Annotated in this window: 17 protein-coding genes and 1 riboswitch; of the genes, 11 read left to right on the top strand and 6 right to left on the bottom strand. The window is 64.2% G+C overall.

Features of this window, described 5'->3' with window-relative positions; translation table 11 throughout:
• Positions 1-196: 196 nt before the first annotated feature.
• From QUH67_RS24780 to QUH67_RS24770, 3 genes are all read left to right on the top strand, one after another.
• A complete protein-coding gene (locus tag QUH67_RS24780) occupies positions 197-1,684 on the top strand; it encodes a caspase family protein (protein ID WP_300942000.1) in 1,488 nt (495 codons plus the stop codon).
• Between the two features lie 55 nt (positions 1,685-1,739).
• Positions 1,740-3,782, top strand: a complete 2,043-nt coding sequence (locus tag QUH67_RS24775) for a pyrroloquinoline quinone-dependent dehydrogenase (RefSeq protein WP_300941999.1) — start codon at positions 1,740-1,742, stop codon at positions 3,780-3,782.
• A 152-nt stretch (positions 3,783-3,934) separates the two neighbouring features.
• Positions 3,935-4,150: a hypothetical protein gene (locus QUH67_RS24770; protein WP_300941998.1), complete on the top strand. Its 216-nt coding sequence runs from the start codon at positions 3,935-3,937 to the stop codon at positions 4,148-4,150.
• A 62-nt stretch (positions 4,151-4,212) separates the two neighbouring features.
• Here QUH67_RS24770 and QUH67_RS24765 read toward each other — a convergent pair whose 3' ends face one another.
• A complete protein-coding gene (locus QUH67_RS24765) occupies positions 4,213-4,674 on the bottom strand; it encodes a PaaI family thioesterase (protein ID WP_300941997.1) in 462 nt (153 codons plus the stop codon).
• A gap of 301 nt (positions 4,675-4,975) precedes the next feature.
• Here QUH67_RS24765 and QUH67_RS24760 point away from each other — a divergent pair, with 301 nt between their 5' ends.
• From QUH67_RS24760 to QUH67_RS24750, 3 genes are all read left to right on the top strand, one after another.
• Entirely contained in the window at positions 4,976-5,251 is a 276-nt protein-coding gene (locus QUH67_RS24760) for a hypothetical protein (protein ID WP_300941996.1), read from the top strand.
• An 80-nt stretch (positions 5,252-5,331) separates the two neighbouring features.
• Positions 5,332-5,562: a hypothetical protein gene (locus QUH67_RS24755; RefSeq protein ID WP_300941995.1), complete on the top strand. Its 231-nt coding sequence runs from the start codon at positions 5,332-5,334 to the stop codon at positions 5,560-5,562.
• A gap of 257 nt (positions 5,563-5,819) precedes the next feature.
• The gene (locus QUH67_RS24750; RefSeq protein WP_300941994.1) at positions 5,820-6,155 is read left to right on the top strand and encodes a PilZ domain-containing protein; all 336 of its coding nucleotides are present in this window, start codon (positions 5,820-5,822) and stop codon (positions 6,153-6,155) included.
• Between the two features lie 202 nt (positions 6,156-6,357).
• Here the strand turns inward: QUH67_RS24750 and QUH67_RS24745 are convergent, their stop codons facing one another.
• Both QUH67_RS24745 and QUH67_RS24740 read right to left on the bottom strand, forming a co-directional pair.
• The gene (locus tag QUH67_RS24745) at positions 6,358-6,537 is read right to left on the bottom strand and encodes a hypothetical protein (protein WP_300941993.1); all 180 of its coding nucleotides are present in this window, start codon (positions 6,535-6,537) and stop codon (positions 6,358-6,360) included.
• 1,617 nt (positions 6,538-8,154) lie between these two features.
• Positions 8,155-8,304, bottom strand: coding sequence for a hypothetical protein (locus tag QUH67_RS24740; RefSeq protein WP_300941992.1), 150 nt, complete (start codon positions 8,302-8,304; stop codon positions 8,155-8,157).
• Positions 8,305-8,945: 641 nt separating this feature from the next.
• On the opposite strand from QUH67_RS24740, the gene recA reads away from it, so the two are divergent.
• Positions 8,946-10,037, top strand: a complete 1,092-nt coding sequence (gene recA / locus QUH67_RS24735; protein WP_300941991.1) for a recombinase RecA — start codon at positions 8,946-8,948, stop codon at positions 10,035-10,037.
• A gap of 121 nt (positions 10,038-10,158) precedes the next feature.
• Entirely contained in the window at positions 10,159-11,142 is a 984-nt protein-coding gene (locus QUH67_RS24730) for a DUF1835 domain-containing protein (RefSeq protein ID WP_300941990.1), read from the top strand.
• Positions 11,143-11,242: 100 nt separating this feature from the next.
• Here QUH67_RS24730 and gcvP read toward each other — a convergent pair whose 3' ends face one another.
• From gcvP to gcvT, 3 genes are all read right to left on the bottom strand, one after another.
• On the bottom strand, positions 11,243-14,110 hold the full coding sequence (gcvP, locus tag QUH67_RS24725) for an aminomethyl-transferring glycine dehydrogenase (RefSeq protein WP_300941989.1): 2,868 nt from the start codon (positions 14,108-14,110) through the stop codon (positions 11,243-11,245).
• 172 nt (positions 14,111-14,282) lie between these two features.
• A complete protein-coding gene (gcvH, locus tag QUH67_RS24720) occupies positions 14,283-14,648 on the bottom strand; it encodes a glycine cleavage system protein GcvH (RefSeq protein WP_300941988.1) in 366 nt (121 codons plus the stop codon).
• A 10-nt stretch (positions 14,649-14,658) separates the two neighbouring features.
• Entirely contained in the window at positions 14,659-15,804 is a 1,146-nt protein-coding gene (gcvT, locus tag QUH67_RS24715) for a glycine cleavage system aminomethyltransferase GcvT (protein ID WP_300941987.1), read from the bottom strand.
• Positions 15,805-15,941: 137 nt separating this feature from the next.
• Positions 15,942-16,031, bottom strand: a riboswitch (glycine riboswitch).
• Between the two features lie 226 nt (positions 16,032-16,257).
• Here gcvT and alaS point away from each other — a divergent pair.
• From alaS to QUH67_RS24700, 3 genes are all read left to right on the top strand, one after another.
• Complete coding sequence (alaS, locus tag QUH67_RS24710; protein ID WP_300941986.1) at positions 16,258-18,933, top strand: alanine--tRNA ligase; 2,676 nt, start codon at positions 16,258-16,260, stop codon at positions 18,931-18,933.
• A 107-nt stretch (positions 18,934-19,040) separates the two neighbouring features.
• Positions 19,041-20,810, top strand: coding sequence for a caspase family protein (locus tag QUH67_RS24705; RefSeq protein ID WP_300941985.1), 1,770 nt, complete (start codon positions 19,041-19,043; stop codon positions 20,808-20,810).
• Positions 20,811-21,294: 484 nt separating this feature from the next.
• Positions 21,295-22,527 (top strand): cyclic nucleotide-gated ion channel, encoded by a 1,233-nt coding sequence (locus QUH67_RS24700; RefSeq protein ID WP_300941984.1) that lies wholly within the window; start codon positions 21,295-21,297, stop codon positions 22,525-22,527.
• The last annotated feature ends 99 nt before the right edge of the window (positions 22,528-22,626 follow it).

Raw genomic sequence — 22,626 nt, 5'->3', positions numbered from 1 at the left:
GATCGAACAGCATTTTGCGGGCGGCAGAATAACGTTTCCGCGACTGTGATTCAGATCACGGCGCGGGCGTTTGAAACTGCGACAAGATCGCCATTGAATCAGGCCTTTGTCACACCCGATAGGGCGCCGCGGACTTGAACCCGTTGGCTGCGGGCCGTGACCAACCCGTAAGCTCGCATCGCCCGGAGATCGCATCATGTTTCGTCACGCGCTGCTCAAGTTCATGGTTCCTGCCGCGCTGCTTTTGGGTAGCCAGTCTGCATTCGCGGAAAATCGCCTCGCGCTGGTGATCGGCCAGTCCGCCTATCGCTCGGTGCCGGCGTTGCCCAATCCGGCCAATGACGCCAGGGCGGTCACACAAATGCTGACTGATTCCGGCTTCGAGGTTTCGACCGCATCCGATCTGTCGCAAGGCCAGATGCGCGAAGCGGTCAGCGATTTCGCCGGCAAGGTCGCGGCCAAGGGTGCCGATACTGTGGCGCTGGTGTTTTACGCCGGCCACGGCTTGCAGATCGACGGCGAGAATTTTCTGGTTCCGGTCGACATCGATCCGAAGCGCGAAGCCGATATTCCGATTCAGGCGGTGCGCCTCAACGACATCCTGAACACGCTGACCTCGGTGCCGAGCAAGATGCGCATCCTGATGCTCGACGCCTGCCGCAACAATCCGTTTCCGGAGCTCAAGACCGCCGGCGGCGGGCTTGCCATCGTCGATGCCAAGGTCGGCGCGCCCGGCACGTTCCTGTCGTTCTCGACATCCCCCGGCGCGGTCGCCGAGGACGGCTCCGGCAACAACAGCCCGTACACCAACGCGCTGCTGGCGGCCGGCAAGGAGCAGAACATTCCGATCGAAGAGACCTTCAAGAAAGTGCGGTTGGCGGTGAACAAGGTCACCGACGGGCGGCAGACGCCGTGGGACAGCTCGTCACTGACCGAGGACTTCCGCTTCTCGGGCTCCTCGATCGCCGGGCCGAAGCCTGCGGCGGCGCCGAAGAAGTCGGTTGCCGAGTGGACTCGTGACCTGAAGGGCAAACCGGTCGAGGCGGCCAACGAACTGATCGTGGCCGACGGCACCGATGAAGCCTATGAGGCCTTTGCCGGTCTCTATCCGCAGACGACGCTCGGCCGCCTGGCGCGCGACTGGCTGGTCCGTCATCGCCGCATGGTGGCGTGGAACGAGGCCGTGCTGATCAACACGGCGTCCGCCTATCGCTCGTTCCTGGAAAAATTCCCCGACAGCGATCTGTCCGCGACCGCGCGAAAACTGGAAATCCGGCTGCGCAACCGTCCCGAACTGACGCCGGCGGTTGCCGCCGCGAACGCCGCCGTGCCGCAGAATGTAGCGCTGGCCGGTCCGACCTGTCCCTGCAACCTGCAGACGCCGGCGCAGCCGCAGCCGTTGAAGGTCAATGCCCCGGTCCGCCGCGTCGAGCCGGATCCGCCGAAGAAGAAGGCCGATCGCAAGCCGCGCCGGCCGCAGCCGGACGACGAAGACGTCGTGGTCGTTCGCCGTCCGCCCCCGCGCGTGGTGTATGACGATCCGCCGCCGCGCATGTATGCTGCACCGCCGCCCCGGTTGGGCATCGGGATCGGCATCGGCCTCGGCGGTGGCGGTTTCCGCGGCGGCAATTACGGCGGCGGCGGATATGGCGGCGGCGGTTATGGCGGCCGGGGTAGATACTGAGGCACCGATCGGGTAATCGACCCCGCAGGCGTTGTGCTGCGCTTGCGGGGTGAGGATGCGAAATACGGTTCGTCTGTTCGTCGCCACCTTTTGCATCGCGATCTCGCTTCCGGCTTCCGCCTGGGAGCATTGGGGCGGCGACCGGGGCGGGTCGCGGTTTTCGCCGCTCAATCAGATCACGCCCGACAATGTCGGCAATCTCGTCCGCGCCTGGGCGTTTCGCACCGGCGATCTCGATACCCGCGCGCCCGAGGTGATGAAGCGGACCAAGTTTCAGGCCACCCCGCTGCTGGTCGAAGACAGTCTCGTCTTCTGTTCGCCGTTCAATGAAGTCATCGCGCTCGATCCGGGCAGCGGCGCGCCGAAATGGCGGTACGATCCGAAAATCTCCACCGCGCAACGGCCGGCCAACCGCTACAACTGCCGCGGCGTGGCCTATTGGATCGACGCGCAAGCCGCCGAGAACGCCGCCTGCCGGGCGCGCATCTTCATGGGCACCAACGACGCCCGCGTGATCGCGCTCGACGCGCAGAGTGGCATGCCCTGCGCCGGTTTCGGCAGCAACGGCGAGGTCAAGCTCGCGCTCGACCCGCTGGACTGGCCCGGCGAATTCCAGATCACATCCGCGCCGGTGGTGGCCCGCGACACCGTCGTCGTCGGCTCCGCCATCGCCGATAACCGCCGCGTCGATGCGCCGCCGGGCACGGTGCGCGCCTTCGACGCGCGGACCGGACAATCGCGCTGGTCGTTCGATCCGCTGCTGCATGGCGGCATCGTCGCGGGTCACGCCAATGTCTGGGCACCGATGTCGGTGGACGAGGAACGCGGCCTGGTGTTCCTGCCGACGTCCTCGCCGAGCCCGGATTTCTGGGGCGGCCAGCGGCCCGGCAACAACGACTACGCCAATTCGGTGGTGGCGCTGCGCGCCGAGAGCGGCGAACGGGTCTGGTCGTATCAGACCGTGCACCACGACGTCTGGGATTACGATCTGCCGGCGCAGCCGACGCTGGCGCGGATCGACGCCGGGCAGGGCCCGCGCGACGTCGTGATCCAGCCGACCAAGCAGGGATTTGTGTTCGTGCTCGACCGCGACACCGGCCAGCCGGTGTGGCCGGTCGAGGAACGCGCGGTGCCGCAGGGCGGTGCCGAGGGCGAGGTGCTTTCCCCGACCCAGCCGTTTCCGACCCATGTGCCGCCGCTGCTGTCGCAGCAGATCTCCGTCGACGAAATGTTCGGCCTGATTCCGTTCTGGGAGCGCAATGCCTGCCGCGCGCAGGTGGCCGCCGCGCGCAACGAGGGCCTTTACACGCCGCCATCGACGCAGGGCACGGTCGTGTTTCCGATGACGGGTGGCGGCGTGAACTGGGGCGGCGCGGCGTTCGATCCGGTCAACCAGATCCTCTACGCCAATGTCTCGCGTGCGATCCACATCGTCAAACTGCTGCCGCGGGCGGCGGTGCCCGACGGATTCAATCCGCCGCCCGGTCACGATTTCGGACGGCAGCAGGGCGCGCCGTTCGCGATGACGCGCGCGGTCGCGCATTCGCCACTTGGCCTGTTATGCAACAAGCCGCCGTGGGGCGAGATGGTTGCGCTCGACCTGAAGGCGGGCAGGATCCTGTGGCGGTCGCGCGTCGGCACGACGGAAGATCGCGCGCCGCTCGGCATCGCGCTTTCCTTTGGCACGCCACTGGTCAATGGCGTGGCGATCACGGCCGGCGGTCTCGTCTTCACCGGCGCGATGGACGCTTATCTGCGCGCCTTCGACGCGCGATCGGGGCGGGAACTGTGGCAAGGCCGCCTGCCGGTGCCGGGCGTCGCCAATCCGATGACATATCAATGGAAGGGCGAGCAATATGTCGCGATCGGCGCCGGCGGGCATTCCGAGTCGGGCACGACGATCGGCGACAGCGTGGTGGCGTTCCGCCTGGCACGACCGGGCGAGGCGCCCTCATTGTGGTCGCGCACCATCGACCGGCCGGGCGGGCGGTTCAGGGCCGGGGCAACCGCAACGGCGGTGGTCGTGCTGCTGATGGCGGTGCTGGTCTGGCGCCGGCGGCGAAATCGAAAACTGCGAAAACAACCCCATGCACAGTAGCTAAAGTATTGGCCGCGCTACAGCTTCGCGAAGACCTCGGCTTGGCAAGGAACCAGTTGCCCGATGTGGACTTGAACCCGCAACGACCCCGGCGACCCGGTACGTGCCGGACGATCGCCAGCCGCCATAGCCGCGGCTTACCGGAGTTTCAAATGCCGAAGGAAAACGATCTGGAAGGCCGACAGGATATGGGCGGCAAGCACGGCGGCCAGGCCGGCATGCCGAAGCCGGAAACCCGGAGTTCGGCCCAGCAGGGCATTGTTCTCGACGAGAAGGGACAGGAGCAGCCGGCCGACAAGGCGCGCGCCCAACATGTCAGCCGGGAGGACCGGGGCGACGATCCGCCCGGCGCGCCGAAACAGCGATAGGTGCTGGTCGTATTCTCTGCAGTCGCAGCGCGCGACGCGGCGCCTTACCCCTCTGCGGCTTTCTACAGCATTGCGAAGGCGCTCGAAACCATCGCCACCGGCTTGTGGTCGGAGGCGGACAATAGCGTGACGCGGCCGAAACTCATGGTGCGTCCGAGCCGGACCACCCGCGCATCGGCCAGCACGTCGGAGGCCGAGACCGCGCGCATGAAATGCGTGGTCTGGTCGACCGTGGTCATCGGGCGATAGCCGCGATTGGCGGCGAGGTTGGCGATCACCATGGCGGTGTCGGCAAAGGCCATCAGCGCCTGGCCCGAGACCGTGCCGCCATTGCGGCACAGCCGCTCCGAGAACGGCAGGCGCAGAATGGCCCCCGGCTGCCAGTCGGCCGCATCGGCGGGCGGGGCGGCGTCGAATTGCTCGATCGCCAGATTGAGATCCATCACCCAGGGCGCAAAGACCTCGCCCAGCACGCGCCTGGCTTCCGCGATGCCGAATTCCGTTGCTGGTGGCTGCTGCTGCATGAACGCCCCGTTTCCCCGTCCGATGTCGTTTGCGGCCACATTGTAATGGCCATTGCCGCAAAGGGAACAACGGCGGTCGGCCACACATGGGGCGCGACATCTCGCGTAACCAAAAGCTGAGGGCGGCATGCTTGGCGGTACGGTTGACCCGGTGGTATTCTCACCCGAAACGCAAAGTCAGCGTCCCCCTTGATCCTGACGCGATTTGAAAAAATCGCATCAGGATCGTATCTTTTATTTGAGCATGACCTGTTCGGAAAACCGGTTCCACTTTTCCGGATCATGCTCCAAGGAGAGCGTCATGAGAATGCTGAGCGCGGCCGCGGTCGTGGTGTTGTTGACGGCACCGGCCTACGCGCAGACCCCGAACATCAACCTCATCCCGGAATTGCAGACCAAATCGCCGGAGGAGAGGGAGCAGGAAGCGGCCAGGGACAAGGCCTACAGGGACTCGTTGCGGAAGATCCCCGACGCCAAGGCCTCTTCTGATCCCTGGGGCACGGTGCGCAGCACCGATACGCCGAAGTCGGCGGCGGCGCCCGCCAAGAAGAGCAAGACCGGCACCACCAACCAGTAAGCGGACCGGGGGGACCAAGTAGGATTCTGCCCCCGTTACCCCTATATTCGGCCTGTCGTCATGCTGTCTGGAGTAGCGACATGGTCTTTCGCCCGCGCGATCTCGCGAGCCGGATGGCCGGCCGGCGCAAGCCGGTCGACGGCTATCTGCGCGAGACATTTACGCTCCCGCGCGACGAGGCCCGCGCCAGGGCCCGCGACTTTCTCGATCGGTATCCGAAGGCGGCCTATATGAGTTCGGTCGAAAGCTGGCGGGAACTGCCCGGCGGCGACATCGAATTCACCATGCGCCGGCTCGCAAGCGCCGATTAGTTCAGAGATTTTGAAATTCGAGTCATATCGGCGTCTTCCCCGAACCTCATCCTGAAGGAGCATCGCACCAGCGATGCGTCTCGAAGGATGGCCCTGGGCGACGGCCGTGCAAGCTGCCATCCTTCGAGACGCTCCCGCGTCGCCGGGCTCCTCAGGGTGAGGTCCCGGGATTGCAATCGATACTCCGGGTTTTGCCCAATTCCGATAACTCGGTATTCAGGTGTTCCCGCCTAGGGTGTCCCTGCGCAGGAGACACCATGGTGAGAGACCGCAAAGATCTGGGTGCCCGCAAGTTCGTTCGGGTCGATTTGCGCAAGAAGGGATTTTTGATCCCAGCGCCGGATGCGCCGTGGATCGAATGCTACATCCTCGATATTTCCGAAAATGGCGCCTGTCTCGATGTGGGCGACCTCGCTGTACCCAAGATGTTCGGGCTTTCCCTCACCGCGGGCGGCGAGGTGCGCCGGGTATGCGCGCTGATCTGGCGCAAGGGCGAACTGGTGGGCGTGAGATTCATTTCCGCCCGGGAACTGCGCAAGGGCGCCGCGCCGGCCGCCGGGGCGAATGCGCATTCCCAAAAGGCGACGGCCTAGGTCCCGGAATCACGGATCGGTATTGCGGCCATCCTTCGAGACGGCCGCTTCGCGGCCTCCTCGCAGGATGAGCTCTTACTTTGTTGAAACACGACAACCTCATGCTGAGGAGCGAGCGACGCGAGCGTCTCGAAGCATGGGCCTGCTGGACCCGCTCAACACGTGCGGGCAGGCGGAGCAGGACAAGTCCATCAGAGGCAGGTTATTTGCGCTCGGCTTTCTTTAACTCGCGGTCGATCCGAAGCTGAACGCGCCGGATCGCCAGCAGATTGAGCTTGGTTTCGGTCTTGCCCGCGACGACCCTGTCGCCGATCACGAATTGCCATTTCCAGATTCCGGGGGCGACGGCCGTCACCGAGAATTCAACGCCCTTGTAAATCATAGCGAAATCTCGCCAGCGGCCCACCACCGCCTCGAACTTTGATTGTGCACCCGAAATTGATCATAACAGTAAATACAACTCAAAGAGATTTGATCCAGCCGCTGCCGGGACTGCGGAAGGTGCGAAAAGGAGCGACGGCAAGATCCCTGCCGAGTTCCATACGAGGCGGAAATTTTGAAAAGCCTGTACCCTAAGGTACGCTCAACCACCTGAGCGGTTTCAGCCTGGGGCTGGCCATATCGGCTTGCTTAGTAACGCCGAAAAAGCACGGCGCCGCGCAAGCGGAGTATCTTCGCTTGGCGGCGCAGGCTTAATCCCCGAGTGATGCAATGTCCCAGGCAAGGTTGTGTCTGGCTGCGCCGAAAAAGGTTCAACGCCGATCATGGATGCGATGGGACGATCGCCGCCACTTTTCCGGATCATGCGCGAAGACGAATCCGCACGCTGAAACGGGAGTTTGCGATCGACGTATCTGCTGGTGAGGGCGGGGCGGTCCTCCAGATTTTCCCGCCGTCAGCGACCTCGCCGCGTAGCCCCATGCGGCGGGGTCGTTCGGTCATGGGGCGGCCGATCGCGACGGGGTGCGATACCGGCCGCGATAGCGCAATGCGCCAATCTGGTGGGGGCCCGGGCGTCTATTCCTGGCGGGTGGGATAGGGCTGCCGCGGCGGAATATGCGGCCGCGACGGCGCGTCCGGCTGCCGAACGGGCAGCGGCATCCGGGAGGGCTCCGCCGAGCGGCCGAGGCTCACGAGCCATCTGAGGAGATCGGCGCCATGCTGTTGAAGCATCGGCAGGATGGGTTCTGCGGAGAGGGCAATCTGTGTGGGCATGGCGCCATCGATAGCGGACGCGTCTTGAAGGACCGTTCAGGCGAAGCCGCAACCACGCCTAAAATTGTAATCGATTCCGCCGCCGGTGCATGGCAGGCCGGGGCCGAAAAACACCGAGGCCGCCTCGTCGGCGGCCGCAGCGCTGGAGCTAGCGTTTCGCCGGCTCCACGTCAGGCGGCCGGGGGCTGGCATCCGGCGCCTTTCTGCTTCTGGCCTGAAGGTCGGCGGCTTTTTCGAGAAAGCCCGCGGCGACATCAGGATCCGCACTTGCCATCGCAAACTTCAGGCAGGTGGCCGCCTGTTCCGTCAAATATTTCCTACCCGGCACGATCCCGTTCCCCGTCACGACGCATGACTGACAGCCGCTCCCAATGCGATTACGCGCCGCAGTGGAATCCGTTCCAGGGGGAAACGTCCAAGCGGCGCTGTGCACAGGCGAGCACGAGGGGCGTGCGCGGCCTCACGTCTCGCCGAGCAGCTTGCCGGTTTCCCTGTGGACGAAATGCAGCCGGCTGCAGGCCAGACAGACCACCGGCGCATAGGAGTTCGGTTCGTCCGGGGACGTAATTTTTGGCAGCCAATGCTGCACAGGGGTGCCCAGCCGCGGGCATTTGAAAAGGATATGTCGGCCCATTTTCTTGAATATGCGCAGACAAGGGCGAAGGTCACCTCCGTATGTTTGCGTAGGTCGGACACTTTTTTTCGGAGGATTACCGTTCGACGTGCCTCACGGCCGCCGGAAGCGAGGCAGGCGCGGACGGGGGGGCGGCGGGGGCGTGTCGCCTCATAGCATGGTGATCAAGATCACATAGGCGAGGCCGCAACCCAGGCCGGCACACCAGATGATGGATGCGGCGAGCAGCCCCGCCTCGGGGGTCGCCCAACGTTCCGCCAGCCGCAGATAACGCTTCAATTCAATGGCTTCACGGAGCATCGGTACGTCCCCTGGCGGTGCAGACGGGGCACGACCGGTGTCTCGGGTCCCGGCGCCGGGAAAGGGCCTTGGCCGGTGATGGCGCTTAAACGCCGCAACGCGCGATTGGTTCCGAATTATTTTCGCAACGCCCACCGGTGGCACGCGCGACCTGAAGCAGGCTCCCCCGCGTCCAATCCGCGAGGGAGCCTCAATTCCTTCAGTGATGCGCTTCCCTCAGCGGCACATGCAACGCTGCCGCACGCTCATCCCGATCTTTCCGGCGGAACTCGATCTCCCGGCGCTCGAACTTCGCCATTTCCGTTTCCACGGCCCTCATGAATGCGACGTGCTGCTTTGCGACGATCTCAAGGTGTTCCATCTTCATCCCCAACGTATGGCTGGCGCCGAATTTCGATGCGTCCCGGCGGACCAGGCCGGGAGAGGCGCGGGCAGTAGAACCACGGTCATTTCATACCTTATCGTCGGTCAGCGGCTCCTCGTTGCGCCAGGTCAAACGGACGGCAGTCTCTTGGAGGGAAAAGAACATATTGCGAACATAGAACAAAGGTGGTACAAACTGCCATACGCCATCGAATCCGAAACCCGCCAACGCCCCGTTTGTACCGCCCGCGAATCCCCGCCATAAGGAGCACGTAACCATGTCCGCCACCGCCCTGCGTATCGTCGAAGGTTCCTCCATGGATAAGACCAAGGCGCTGTCTGCGGCGCTCTCCCAGATCGAGCGCCAGTTCGGCAAGGGCTCGGTGATGAAGCTGGGCAAGAACGACCGCTCGATGGATGTCGAGACGATTTCGTCAGGCTCGCTCGGGCTCGACATCGCGCTCGGCGTCGGCGGCCTGCCGAAGGGGCGGGTGGTCGAGATCTACGGGCCGGAATCCTCCGGCAAGACCACGCTGGCGCTGCACACGGTGGCGGAAGGGCAGAAGAAGGGTGGCATCTGCGCCTTCATCGACGCCGAACACGCGCTCGACCCGGTCTATGCGCGCAAGCTCGGCGTCAACATCGACGAACTCTTGATTTCGCAGCCGGACACCGGCGAGCAGGCGCTGGAAATCTGCGACACGCTGGTGCGCTCCGGCGCGGTCGACGTGCTGGTGGTCGATTCGGTCGCGGCGCTGGTGCCGAAGGCCGAACTCGAGGGCGAGATGGGCGATGCGCTGCCCGGCCTGCAGGCGCGGCTGATGAGCCAGGCGCTGCGCAAGCTGACCGCCTCGATCAACAAGTCCAACACCATGGTGATCTTCATCAACCAGATCCGCATGAAGATCGGGGTGATGTACGGCTCGCCGGAAACCACCACCGGCGGCAACGCGCTGAAATTCTACGCTTCGGTCCGCCTCGACATCCGCCGCATCGGCGCGATCAAGGAGCGCGACGAAGTGGTCGGCAACACCACCCGCGTCAAGGTGGTGAAGAACAAGCTGGCGCCGCCGTTCAAGCAGGTCGAGTTCGACATCATGTATGGCGAGGGCGTCTCCAAGATGGGCGAGATCCTCGACCTCGGCGTCAAGGCCGGCATCGTCGAGAAATCCGGCGCCTGGTTTTCCTATGACAGCCAGCGGCTCGGCCAGGGCCGCGAGAACTCAAAAGCCTTTCTCAAGGCCAATCCCGACATGGTCGCCAAGATCGAGGTCGCGATCCGCCAGAACTCCGGCCTGATCGCCGAGCAGATTCTGGCCGGCCCCGCCGAGCGCGACGCCGACGGCGAGGAGCCGAAGGACGACGAATAGACGGTATCGTTTTGGGGGTTAAGGCCCGAAACGTGAAAGACGGGCGCTGCGGACGTTGAGTTGCCGACGTCTTCAGCGCCCGTTTTGTTTGTGTGATTGTGCGTGCACAGGTGATCGACCCATGAAGCGTCTGATCGTAACGTTCGATGATGGCAGCGCCGGAGCCCTGATGGGGACGGGACTTGCTGATCGCGTGGTTCCGTTTGGCCTGGGGTTCGTCTGGGGGGAATTGAAGCCGCAGGACGAACTCGATCTGTTTCTGTCGCCACGATCGGCATGGCCTGACAGTTCTCATTGGCTCGACCATTTCACTGGCGATTGGTTCAAGAAGCCTGGAAACCGTGATCTGGGCTTTGTCGAATTTTGTGCGCGCTTTGAGACGGTCGAATTATGGGTCGACTCGATGCCGAACACACAGCTGCAGACGATCTGGTTGCTCGATCATCTCCGCCCGCGCGCGAACGGTTTGGAACTAACGCTGCGACATGTGGATTCCCGTCTCGGCGAGATCGAGCCTGCGCGTCTTGCCAAAATGAATTTTCCAGCTGTCGCTATCGATGACCATCATTTCGAGATCGCAAGTCTTGCATGGCAGGCGTTTCGGGCGCCGACGCCACATGCATGGTTCGATCTACTGGTCAAGGATCTGAGCATCCTGCCGCAGCTTCGGAGATGCGTTCTGGAAATGCTCGAAGAACTACCGGGGCGCACCACCGGGCTCGGTGCTTCGGAAATGCGGATGCTCGAACTGATTGCGGCCGGATACGAACATCCGTTCGATGTGTTCCCTCATCATCGCGAGCGCTTTCAGCGCCGCGTTTTCGGCTATTGGAAGGCGGGAGCGCTGCTGGAAAGGCTTGCACTCGCCCCCACGCCCGCTGTTTCGGGCCTCGCGGAGTGGCCGTTCACGCTGGATATGCATGACGATCCGGTGCGCTTGCCGCGATACAAGGAAAGCCGGATATCGCTCACCGAATTCGGCAAGGCGATCGTCGCCCACAAGGAAGATTTTTCGCGCCACAATCCGATTGACCGGTGGTGGGGCGGCACGCACCTGACCAACGAAAATCTATGGCGGTGGAATCAAGCGTTGATCGCGCCGTAGCGGCGCGATCGGTAGGATGGGTTGAGCTCTCCGCGAAACCCATCATCTTTCGGTGCGTGTGATTGATGGGTTTCGCTGGCGCTCAACCCATTCTACAAAATCACTCCGCGGCCTGCGCGTAATCCTCCACCGGCGGGCACGAGCAGACGAGGTTGCGGTCGCCATAGACGTTGTCGACGCGCCCCACGGGAGACCAGTATTTGTCCGTGCGCGAGGTGCTGGCCGGAAAACAGCCGGTGGCGCGGCTGTAGGGCCGGTCCCAGGCGTCGTCGACGATATCGTGCACGGTGTGCGGGGCGTGGCGCAGCGGCGAGGATTCGACCTTCCAGCGGCCGATCTCGATCTCGGTGATCTCGCTGCGGATCGCGATCATCGCGTCGCAGAAGCGATCGATCTCTGCTTTCGATTCCGATTCGGTCGGCTCGATCATCAGCGTGCCCGCGACCGGAAAGCTCATGGTCGGCGCGTGAAAGCCGTAATCGATCAGCCGTTTGGCGATATCGTCGACCGTAACACCACTGCTCGCCTTCAGCGGCCGCGGATCGACGATGCACTCATGCGCCACGCGGCCTTTTGCATTTTTGTAGAGCACCGGAAAATACGGATCGAGCCGGCTCGCGATATAGTTGGCGTTGAGGATCGCCACTTCGGTGGCGCGCGTCAGACCTTCGCCGGACATCATCAGGATGTAGATGTAGGAGATAGTCAGGATCGAGGCCGAACCGAACGGCGCCGCCGACACCGGCCCGACCACCACGCTGCCGTCCGTTGCGGGATGGCCGGGGAGATAGGGCGCCAGATGCGCCTTGACGCCGATCGGGCCCATGCCGGGGCCGCCGCCGCCATGCGGGATGCAGAACGTCTTGTGCAAATTGAGGTGAGAGACGTCGGCGCCGTAATCGCCGGGCCGCGACAGCCCGACCTGCGCGTTCAGATTGGCGCCGTCGAGATAGACCTGGCCGCCATGGCCGTGAACGATGTCGCAGATGTCGCGGATGTGCTCCTCGAACACGCCGTGTGTCGAGGGGTAGGTGATCATCACGGCGGCGAGGTTTTTCGAATGTTTCTCCGCCTTGGCGCGGAGGTCGTCGACGTCGACGTCGCCACGCGCGTCGCAGGCGGTCACCACCACCTCCATGCCGACCATGTGCGCGGAGGCCGGATTGGTGCCGTGGGCGGAGGAGGGGATCAGGCACACTTTTCGGTGCGGCTCGCCGCGGGCTTGGTGATAGGCGCGGATCGCGAGCAATCCGGCGTATTCGCCCTGCGCGCCGGAATTCGGCTGCAGCGAGACCGCGTCATAGCCGGTGATGTCGCACAGCCATCGTTCGAGCCGCTTGAACATCGCGTGATAGCCGCGCGCCTGATCGGCGGGCGCGAACGGATGCAGGCTGCCGAATTCGGGCCAGGTCAGCGGAATCATTTCCGTGGTGGCGTTCAGCTTCATGGTGCAGGAGCCGAGTGGGATCATCGCGCGGTCGAGCGCGAGGTCGCGGTCGCTGAGTTTTCGCATGTAGCGCAGCAGCTCGGTCTCCGAGCGGTGCGTATGGAAGACCGGATGGACGAGGAACGCGCTGTCACGCTTCAGCGTGAGCGGCAGCGTTTGACGCGCGGTCAGTTCGACCTCGGCATAGGACAGCTTGCCGCCGAAGGCGCGCCAAACCGCCTCGACAATCTCAGGCGTGGTGGTCTCGTCGACGGAAACGCCGAGCGTGTTGTCGCCGATCCGCAGATTGATCTTTTCGCCGAGCGCGCGCGCCACAATCTCGTTCTGCTTGCCGCCGGCCGCGACCGTCACCGTATCGAAGAACGCCTGCGACGGCGGCGCGAAGCCGAGCTTTGCCAGCCCCGCCGCCAGCACCGCGGCGCGGCGGTGCACCGTGCGTGCGATATGCGTCAGGCCTTCGGGGCCGTGATAGACCGCGTACATCGAGGCGATCACCGCCAGCAGCACCTGCGCGGTGCAGATGTTGGAGGTGGCCTTTTCGCGGCGGATGTGCTGCTCGCGGGTCTGCAGCGCCAGCCGATAGGCCGGCGCGCCCCGCGAATCCACCGACAGGCCGACGATGCGGCCGGGCAGCGAGCGTTTCAGCGCGTCGCGCACCGACATGTAGGCCGCGTGCGGGCCGCCATAGCCCATCGGCACGCCAAAACGCTGCGCCGATCCGATCGCGATATCGGCGCCGAGTTCGCCGGGCGAGACGATCAGCGTCAGCGCCAGCAGATCGGCGGCCATGACGGCGAGCGCGTCCTTGGCATGCAACGCTGCGATCGCGGGCCGGAGGTCGCGCACCGCGCCCGATGTGCCCGGATATTGCAGCAGGCCGCCGAACACCTCGGCGCCGTCGAGATCGGCGAGCGGATCGCCGACGATCAGCTTCCAGCCCAGCGGCTCGGCGCGGGTGCGCAGCACGGCGAGTGTCTGCGGGTGCACGTCCTGGTCGACGAAGAAGGATTTTGTCTTCGCCTGCGCGGCGCGTTCCGCCAGCGCCATGGCCTCGGCCGCCGCGGTGCCTTCATCGAGCAGCGAGGCGTTGGCGACGTCGAGCCCGGTGAGGTCGCAGATCATGGTCTGGAAATTGAACAGCGCCTCCAGCCGGCCCTGGCTGATCTCGGGCTGGTACGGCGTGTAGGCCGTGTACCAGGCCGGGTTTTCCAGGATGTTGCGCTGGATCACCGCGGGCAGGATGGTGCCGGAATAGCCTTGGCCGATCAGCGAGGTGAAGACCTCATTCTGCGCGGCGAGTTCGCGCATGTGTGCCAGCGCCTCGGTCTCGCTGAGCGCGCGGCCGAGATCGAGCGGCGCCTTCTGCCGGATCGAGGCGGGCAGCGTCTGGCCCATCAGCTCGGCGAGGCTGCTCGCACCGACGGTTTCGAGCATCGCGGCGATATCGCGGGGCGAGGGGCCGATGTGGCGGCGGACGAAATCGGTGGCGGCCTCGGCGGTGGTTTTCAGCGGCGCGTTCATGGGTTTCTTCCTCTAAAGCTCGTCACATCCGCACCAGCCGTCATACCCCGCGAAGGCGGGGTATCCAGTACGCCGGGAAGCCTGTGATTGAATCGAGAGGCCGCGGCGTACTGGATCGTCCGCTTTCGCGGACGATGACGGGGAGTGTGTGGTGGCAAAATGCTTCATTCAATCAAGCCGTATGGGCCTTGTACGCGGCCTCATCCATCAGGCCGCCGAGTTCGCTCTTGTCCGCGATCTTCAATTTGAAGAACCAGGCCTTGCCGCCGGCGTCGGAATTCACCAGCGCGGGTTCGGCGACGAGCGCCTCGTTGACCTCGATCACGTCGCCTGAAATCGGCGCGTAGACGTCGGAGGCGGCTTTCACCGATTCGACCACGGCGGCGGCTTCGGCTTTCTTCAAGCTACGTCCGACCTTGGGCAGTTCAACGAACACGACGTCGCCGAGCTGCGACTGCGCATAATCCGTGACCCCGATGGTGGCGACATCGCCCTCGATGTGGAGCCATTCGTGGTCTGTGGTGAACAGCGTCGTCATGAACAATCCTCTAGCGTTTATAGGTGTTGGGAACGAAGGGCATGGCCGCGACCTCAAGGCCCAGGCGCTGGCCGCGCACTTCGGCGAAGACGTGGGTGCCGTTGGCGGAAAGCGATGTCGGCAGATAGCCCATCGCGACCGGCGCATTGAGGCTCGGGCCGAACCCGCCCGAGGTGACCTTGCCGACCGGCTCGCTGGAGGCGGCGTCCGCAAACAGCATGGCGCCCTCGCGCACCGGCGCACGGCCTTGCGCGCGCAGGCCGACACGGCGGCGCGATGCGCCTTTTTCAAAATGGGAGAGGATCTTTTCCGCGCCGGGGAAACCGCCGGCGCGGGCGCCACCGCTGCGGCGGCTTTTCTGTACCGACCATTCCAGCGCGCCCTCGACCGGCGTGGTCGTGGTGTCGATGTCGTGGCCGTAGAGACAGAGCCCGGCTTCGAGCCGCAGGCTGTCGCGCGCGCCCAATCCAATCGGCAGCACGTCGGGGTTTTCCAGCAGCGCCGTCACCAGCGCTTCGGCCTGTGCGGCCGGGACCGAAATCTCGAAGCCGTCCTCGCCGGTATAGCCGGAGCGCGAGACGAAGCAGTCGACGCCGGCGACCTTGCGCGGCCCGGTATCCATGAACCGCATCGCGGTGACGTCTGCACAAAGTTTCGCCAAAGCCTGTTCGGCTTTCGGCCCCTGCAGCGCGATCAGCGCGCGGTCGCTCAGCGAATCGATGACGCAGCTATCGGAAAGGTGCGCGCGCAGATGGGCCTCGTCCTCGGCCTTGCAGGCGGCGTTGACCACCAGAAACAGATGGTCGCCGAAATTCGCCACCATCAGGTCGTCGAGAATGCCGCCGCCGTCATTGGTGAACTGGGCGTAGCGCTGCCGTCCCGGCGCCACCGCCACAATGTCCTGCGGCACCAGCCGCTCCAGCGCCAGCGCCGCATCCGCGACCTGACCTGATTTGGGGCGCAGCGCGAGCTGGCCCATATGGGAGACGTCGAACAGCCCGGCGGCGCTTCGCGTATGCAGATGCTCCTTGAGCACGCCGGCCGGGTATTGCACCGGCATCTCGTAGCCCGCAAAGGGAACCAGCTTGCCGCCGCGCGCCACATGGAGCGCGTGCAACGGGGTGCGTTTCAGGGAAGATTGGTCGCGCGCCAGCATTCAGGGACCCTCAAGGGTTCCGGGGACCAGCCCCCGAAAAACCGATAAGAAAGCCCCATCTGTCGCTGTGCCTGAGAGTATTATCCCGTCGGCGGACGCCTTGGGCCCAAAGCCCGGCGTCACTTTCCAGATGTCAGTTCGTCACGAGGGTCCGTTTGCCTGAGAGTTTCCGGGGCGGTTGCTCCTTCGGCGCCGGCGCTGAAGCCGGTCTCTCCCGACGTGACGTCGAACAGATAGGAAAGAAACACAGCCCGGCCAAGCCTGTCAACGCAGCCGCAGCATTATCAACGGGAAGTGCCGCCTAATGTGTGTGCTGCGGCAACCCCATGATCCGCTTGAACATCCGCTTGCACAGTTTCTGGACAGTGCAGGCCGCCTTGTCTAAAAGCTTTCCGCCGGAAGGTTAAAGGCTGGTTGCCGCCTGACCCGGCCCCTTTTTCCGATTGGATGAACATGAGCGGCGTCAACGAGATCAGGTCGAAATTTCTGGATTTCTTCGCAGCAAACGGCCACGAAATCGTGGCGTCGTCGCCGCTGGTGCCGCGCAACGATCCGACGCTGATGTTCACCAATGCCGGCATGGTGCAATTCAAGAACGTCTTCACCGGCGTCGAGAAGCGGCCCTACCAGCGCGCCACCACCTCGCAGAAATGCGTGCGCGCCGGCGGCAAGCACAACGACCTCGACAATGTCGGCTACACCGCGCGCCATCTCACCTTCTTCGAGATGCTCGGCAATTTCTCGTTCGGCGATTACTTCAAGGAACGCGCGATCGAGCTCGCCTGGAACCTGATCACCAAGGATTTCGGGCTGAAGAAGGACAAGCTGCTGGTCACCGTCTATCACACCGACGACGAGGCGGCCGGCCTGTGGAAGAAGATCGCGGGCTTCTCCGACGACCGCATCATCCGCATTCCGACTTCTGACAATTTCTGGGCGATGGGCGATACCGGCCCGTGCGGACCATGTTCCGAGATCTTCATCGATCGCGGCGAGCACATCTGGGGCGGACCTCCGGGCAGCCCGGAAGAGGACGGCGACCGCTTCCTCGAATTCTGGAACCTGGTCTTCATGCAGTTCGAGCAGGTGACGAAAGAGGAGCGCCAGCCGTTGCCGCGTCCCTCGATCGATACGGGGCTGGGGCTGGAGCGCATGGCCTGCATCCTGCAGGGCGTCGACAGCGTGTTCGAGACCGACCTGTTCCGCAACCTGATCGACGCGACGTCGTCCGCGCTCGGCCGCGGGCCGGACGCGCAGAACGTGGCGTCGTTCCGCGTCATCGCGGACCATCTGCGCTCCTCGGCATTTCTCGTGGCCGACGGCGTGCTGCCATCGAACGAGGGCCGCGGCTATGTGCTGCGCCGGATCATGCGCCGCGCGATGCGCCACGCGCAGCTGCTCGGCGCCGGCGAGCCCTTGATGCACCGGCTGGTCTGGGCGCTGGTGCGCGAGATGGGCCAGGCCTATCCGGATTTGGTGCGCGCCGAAAAGCTGATCGAGGAAACGCTGCGGCTGGAAGAGACTCGCTTCCGCAAGACGCTGTCGCGCGGCCTGTCGATTCTCGACGAGAAGAGCGCCGGGCTGAAGAAGGGCGACATGTTCGACGGCGATACGGCGTTCACGCTGTACGACACCTACGGCTTCCCGCTGGACCTGACGCAGGACGCGCTGAAGTCGCGCGGCATCAGCGTCGACCAGGCGTCGTTCACCGATGCGATGGAGCGCCAGCGTGTGAAGGCGCGGGCGTCGTGGTCGGGCTCGGGCGACGCCGCCAGCGAGACGATCTGGTTTCCCCTGCGGGAAAAACTCGGCGCCACCGAATTCCTCGGCTACGACACCGAGGGCGCCGAAGGCGTCGTCACCGCTTTGGTCAAGGACGGCAAGGATGCCGACAGCCTCAAGGCCGGCGAGAGCGGCTCGATCGTGCTGAACCAGACGCCGTTCTATGCGGAATCCGGCGGCCAGGTCGGCGACACCGGCCTGCTGAGCGGCGATGGCGTGAAATTCCGGGTGTCAGATACGCAGAAGAAGGCCGGCGATCTCTTCGTGCATGTCGGCACGGTGGAGCAGGGCACGCTGAAGGTCGGCACGCCGCTGCAGCTCGAAGTCGACCACGGCCGGCGCGCCTCGATCCGCGCGCATCACTCGGCGACGCATCTGCTGCACGAGGCGCTGCGGCAGGTGCTCGGCGACCACATCGCCCAGCGCGGTTCGCTGGTGGCGCCTGATCGTTTGCGCTTCGACTTCGTGCACCCGAAGCCGATCACGGCGGAAGAACTGGCGCGTGTGGAAGACATCGCCAACGAAGTCGTGCTGGAAAACGACGAGGTGACGACGCGGCTGATGGCGGTGGATGATGCCCGCGAAGCCGGAGCACGTGCGCTGTTCGGCGAAAAATACGGCGACGAGGTCCGCGTCGTCTCGATGGGCAAGGGCCCGCGCGAGCAGGGGCAGAATGCGCTCGGCTGGTCGGTCGAACTGTGCGGCGGCACCCATGTGCGCCGCACCGGCGATATCGGATTGATTTCGGTGACTGGCGAAAGCGCGGTCGCCTCCGGCGTGCGGCGCATCGAGGCGCTGACCGGCCGTCACGCGCGCAAGCACGCCAACGACACGATGACGCTGGCGAAGAACGCGGCCTCCGAGCTGCGCACCTCGGTCGACGAGATGCCGGCGCGTATCGCAGCCTTGATGGAAGAGCGCAAGAAGCTCGAGCGCGATCTCTCCGATGCGCGCAAGAAACTCGCGATGGGCGGCGGTACGTCGGCCGGCAATGGCGCCGCTGCCGGCGTGCGCGAAGCCGGCGGCGTCAAGCTGCTGGCGCGCGCGGTCGAGGGCGTCGAGACCAAGGATCTCAAGAGCCTGGTCGACGACGGCAAGAAGCAGATCGGCTCCGGCGTGGTCGCCATCGTCGGCGTCACCGAGGACGGCAAGGCCGGCATCGTGGTCGGCGTCACCGCCGATCTGACGACGCGCTTCAACGCGGTCGAACTTGTGCGCAAGGGCTCCGAGGCGCTCGGCGGCAAGGGCGGCGGCGGACGGCCCGACATGGCGCAGGCCGGCGGCCCCGACGGCGCCAAGGCCGACGCGGCGCTGTCGGCGATCGAGCAGGCGATGGCCGGCGCCTGAGGCCAGGCAGGTTGTGCTTTTTGTGATTTCTATCACAGATGAGCCGGCACATTTGCGGTCATGAGATGGGATGATAGACTCAGCTTATGATAGCGGGTGGTGTTTTCATGCGCAGGCTTGGCGCGATGTTAATTGCAGGATGGGTTGGCTTGCTTCTTGGCGAGCCCGCTCTTGCCGAAAAGCGCGTAGCGCTCGTGATCGGCAACTCCACCTATGAGAACGTTTCTCGCCTCGGCAATCCGGCAAACGATGCGACCGCGATGGCAGAAACCTTGAAGGAAGCGGGCTTCGATGTGGTGGATTCCCGCCGTAACTTGAAGACTGCCGATATGCGCCGGGCTTTCCGGGATTTTTCCGAGAAGTCTCGCGATGCCGATGTCGCCGTTGTCTATTATGCGGGTCACGGAATTGAGGTCGACGGAACAAATTACATTATCCCGGTTGACGCTGCACTGGAGCGTGACCTCGACGTCTACGATGAGGCGTTTCCGCTAGACCGGATTTTGGTGACGATAGAGCCGGCAAAGCAGCTCAGGCTTGTGATCCTTGACGCGTGCCGCGACAACCCATTTGTCAAAACCATGAAGCGAACGATTGGATCGCGCGCGGTTGGTCGGGGTCTGGCAAAGATTGAACCGACCAGTCCAAACACGCTAATTGCTTTTGCTGCGAAGGCAGGTTCAACGGCATCCGACGGTGACAACAAGAACAGCCCGTTCACGTCGGCTCTGATCAAACACATCGCGACGCCGGGTCTTGATTTGCGCAAGGCGTTCGGCTTTGTCCGAGATGACGTCCTGAAGAAGACGAGCAATCGGCAGGAACCTTATGTTTATGGTTCGCTTGGCGGCGACGATTTTCCGTTGGTTCCGGCGAAACCTGCTGTCAATTCCCTGGCAAACCCTCAAGCCGAGATGCGCCGCGACTACGAGCTCGCCCTGCAACTTAACACCAGAGAGGGTTGGCAGGCATTCCTTGCGCAATTTCCGGAAGGGTTTTATGCCAACCTTGCCAAAGGACAGTTGAACAAGATTGCGTCGGAAGAAGCGCGCATTGCGGCGACCGAAAAGGCGCGCTTGGCCTTTGAGGAAAAAGCCCGGCTCGCAGCCGAAGGTGCGAAGCAGGCCGAACAAGCCAAGGCAGCGGTACAGGCCCGAGCAGCCGAAGAGGCAAGAGTCGCGGCGGAGAAAGCAAAGCAGGTCGAACAGGCAAAGGTAGCTGCGGCCGAACAGGTACGGGCGACTACGGAAAACGCGGCGGCCGAGAAAACCGCGGTGACGAAAGTCAAAGCCGAGACGGTTGCGGAACTCCGTCAGATGGATGAGAAGGCCGCTGGCACAGGCGCGGTCGAGGCCAAACCTCAAGAGCAGCTGCCGCAGCAAGTCGCATCGCTTGCCGCCGAGACGGCGGCCGTCAGTCCGCCAGCAACAACGAGCTTGATCAAAAACATCAAGATAGAGCTCAAGCGTATCGGCTGCTATTCCGGACAGATCGATGAAAGTTGGCCCAAGCGGTCGTCGAACCCTGCAGTTCGAACGTTTGCGCGTTACGCCAAATTGTCGTCGGTTCCCGAGGCGCCGTCCGCTCAACTCCTTGAACTGCTCAAGAGCAAACCTGAGGGGCTCTGCCCCCTTGAGTGCGGTGATCGTGAAGTAGAGCAGAATGGCCGCTGCATAAAACGCCCAACGCCTCCACAGGCAATTGGTGTAACCCCACCCACAGGCAGGCCGCTGTCAGGAATTGCGCGCGCCGATAACGCCTACAGTAATGGCGCGTACCGACAATGCATGGGCCCTCGAACAGGGTGCTATGCGCGCGCCATCAAGCATGGCGAGGATCATGCGAGGCAGTGGTGCAGCCGACGGCCAACCTGTTGATGCCAGACAAGGCTTGCCAAAAGTGGGCGTGCTCCAAATCGCTTGAGCGTCGCATGAGCCGGTTGATGTATATGTTGCTTGAACGCGGTCGAACTGGTCGGCAGGGGGGCTCGGCGGCAAGGGCGGCGGCGCGGCCCGACATCGCGCAGGCCGACGGCGCCAAGGCTACGCGGCGCTGCCAGCGATCGAGCAGGCGATGGCCCGGCGCCTGAGGGCTCTAAAGGCTCCTTACCTCGCCCCGCTTGCGGGAGAGGTCGGATTGCCTTGTCGATGCGAAGCATCGTACGGTGCAATCCGGGTGAGGGGGCTCCCCACGGATCTTATCTATCGAATTTGCGGAGGCAGCCCCTCACCATGGCCGATGCTTCGCATCGGCGTTCATTGTTGTTGAGTGAGGACGGCGGCCCGGAGGCCGCCTACGCTCTCTTCCCGAAGAGCGGGGCGAGGGAGATCACCGGCACACACCGTGTTGTCGTGGAGAGAGATGTTGGCCACCGTTCCGGTTAAACCCGCCAGCAGCGAGCCGGACCTCCGGGACCGCATCTACGAACTGCTCGAACACGATCATCTGCCGCATTCGGTCGGCTCGCGCTTCGCCCAACTGATCGTCGCCATCATCGTCCTCGACGTGTCGGCGATGGTTTTGGCTTCGGTGCCGGAATTCGACGCCAGCTACGGCTGGCTGTTCACGTCAATTGAGATCATCGCCGTCGTGGCGTTCGCGCTGGAATATCTGGCGCGGCTGTGGAGCGTGGCCGGGCATTCGCTTCGCGCGGTGCCGCCGGCGCGGGCCCGGCTGGAATACGTCTTCTCCAGCCTCGGCTTCATCGATCTCCTGGCGTTCCTGCCGTCGGCGATCGCGCTCGCTGTGGGCGACCGCCACGCGCTGGTGCTGTTGGGCATGCTGCCGTTTTTAAAACTGGTGCGCTATTCGCCGGCGCTGCGCTCGCTGCTGTCGGCGCTCCAGGCCGAGCGCCGCACGCTGTTCGGCTGCGTCGTGATCCTGACCGGGGCGGTGCTGTTGTTCGCAACGCTGCTCTACGCGCTCGAGCGCAACGTACAGCCCGACAAGTTCGGCACCATTCCGCAGGCGATGTGGTGGGCGATCGTAACCCTCGGCACCGTCGGCTATGGCGACGTGGTGCCGGTGACGCCGCTCGGCAAGATCGTGACGGTGTTCGCCATCGTCGTCGGCTTCGCCATGATCGCGCTGCCGGTCGCGATCGTCTCGCGCGCCTTCACCGACGAAGTGCGGCGGCGCGACTTCATCGTCACCTGGGCGATGCTGGCGCGGGTGCCGCTTTTCGCGCATCTCGGTGCCTCCGAAATCATCGATGTCATGCGGCTGTTGCGGGCGCAGACCATCGAGGCGGGCGAGGTGCTGGTGCGGCGCGGCGATCCGGCCGCATCGATGTATTTCATCACCGCGGGCGAGGTCGAGATCGAACTGCCGAGCCAGCGGGTGCGGCTGTCAAACGGCACGTTCTTCGGTGAAATCGCGCTGCTGCACCGGACCAAGCGCAGCGGCACGGTGACCGCGACGCGCAAGACCAAACTGCTGGCGCTGGACGCGCAGGATTTTCACGCCCTGATCGAGCGGCTGCCCGATCTCGCCGCCCATGTGAGGGATACCGCCGAGGCGCGGCTGGCCGATACGGCGGAACTGTTGAAAGGCGATCTTGCGCCCGCCGAGATCGCGCAGGCGGAGCGGGACTGACGACCTGCTTGTGGGCACCGGCGGCGAGGGAACGGCTGCGGCAGCATTCATCGCATCCGCCACTTGACGCAAATCAAGGCACAGGAGCCTGGACAGACT

This window comes from Bradyrhizobium roseum (assembly GCF_030413175.1).
GTDB lineage: Bacteria > Pseudomonadota > Alphaproteobacteria > Rhizobiales > Xanthobacteraceae > Bradyrhizobium > Bradyrhizobium roseum.
Note: the sequence above shows the minus strand (reverse complement) of the source record. Positions and strands in the feature narration are given on the sequence as shown.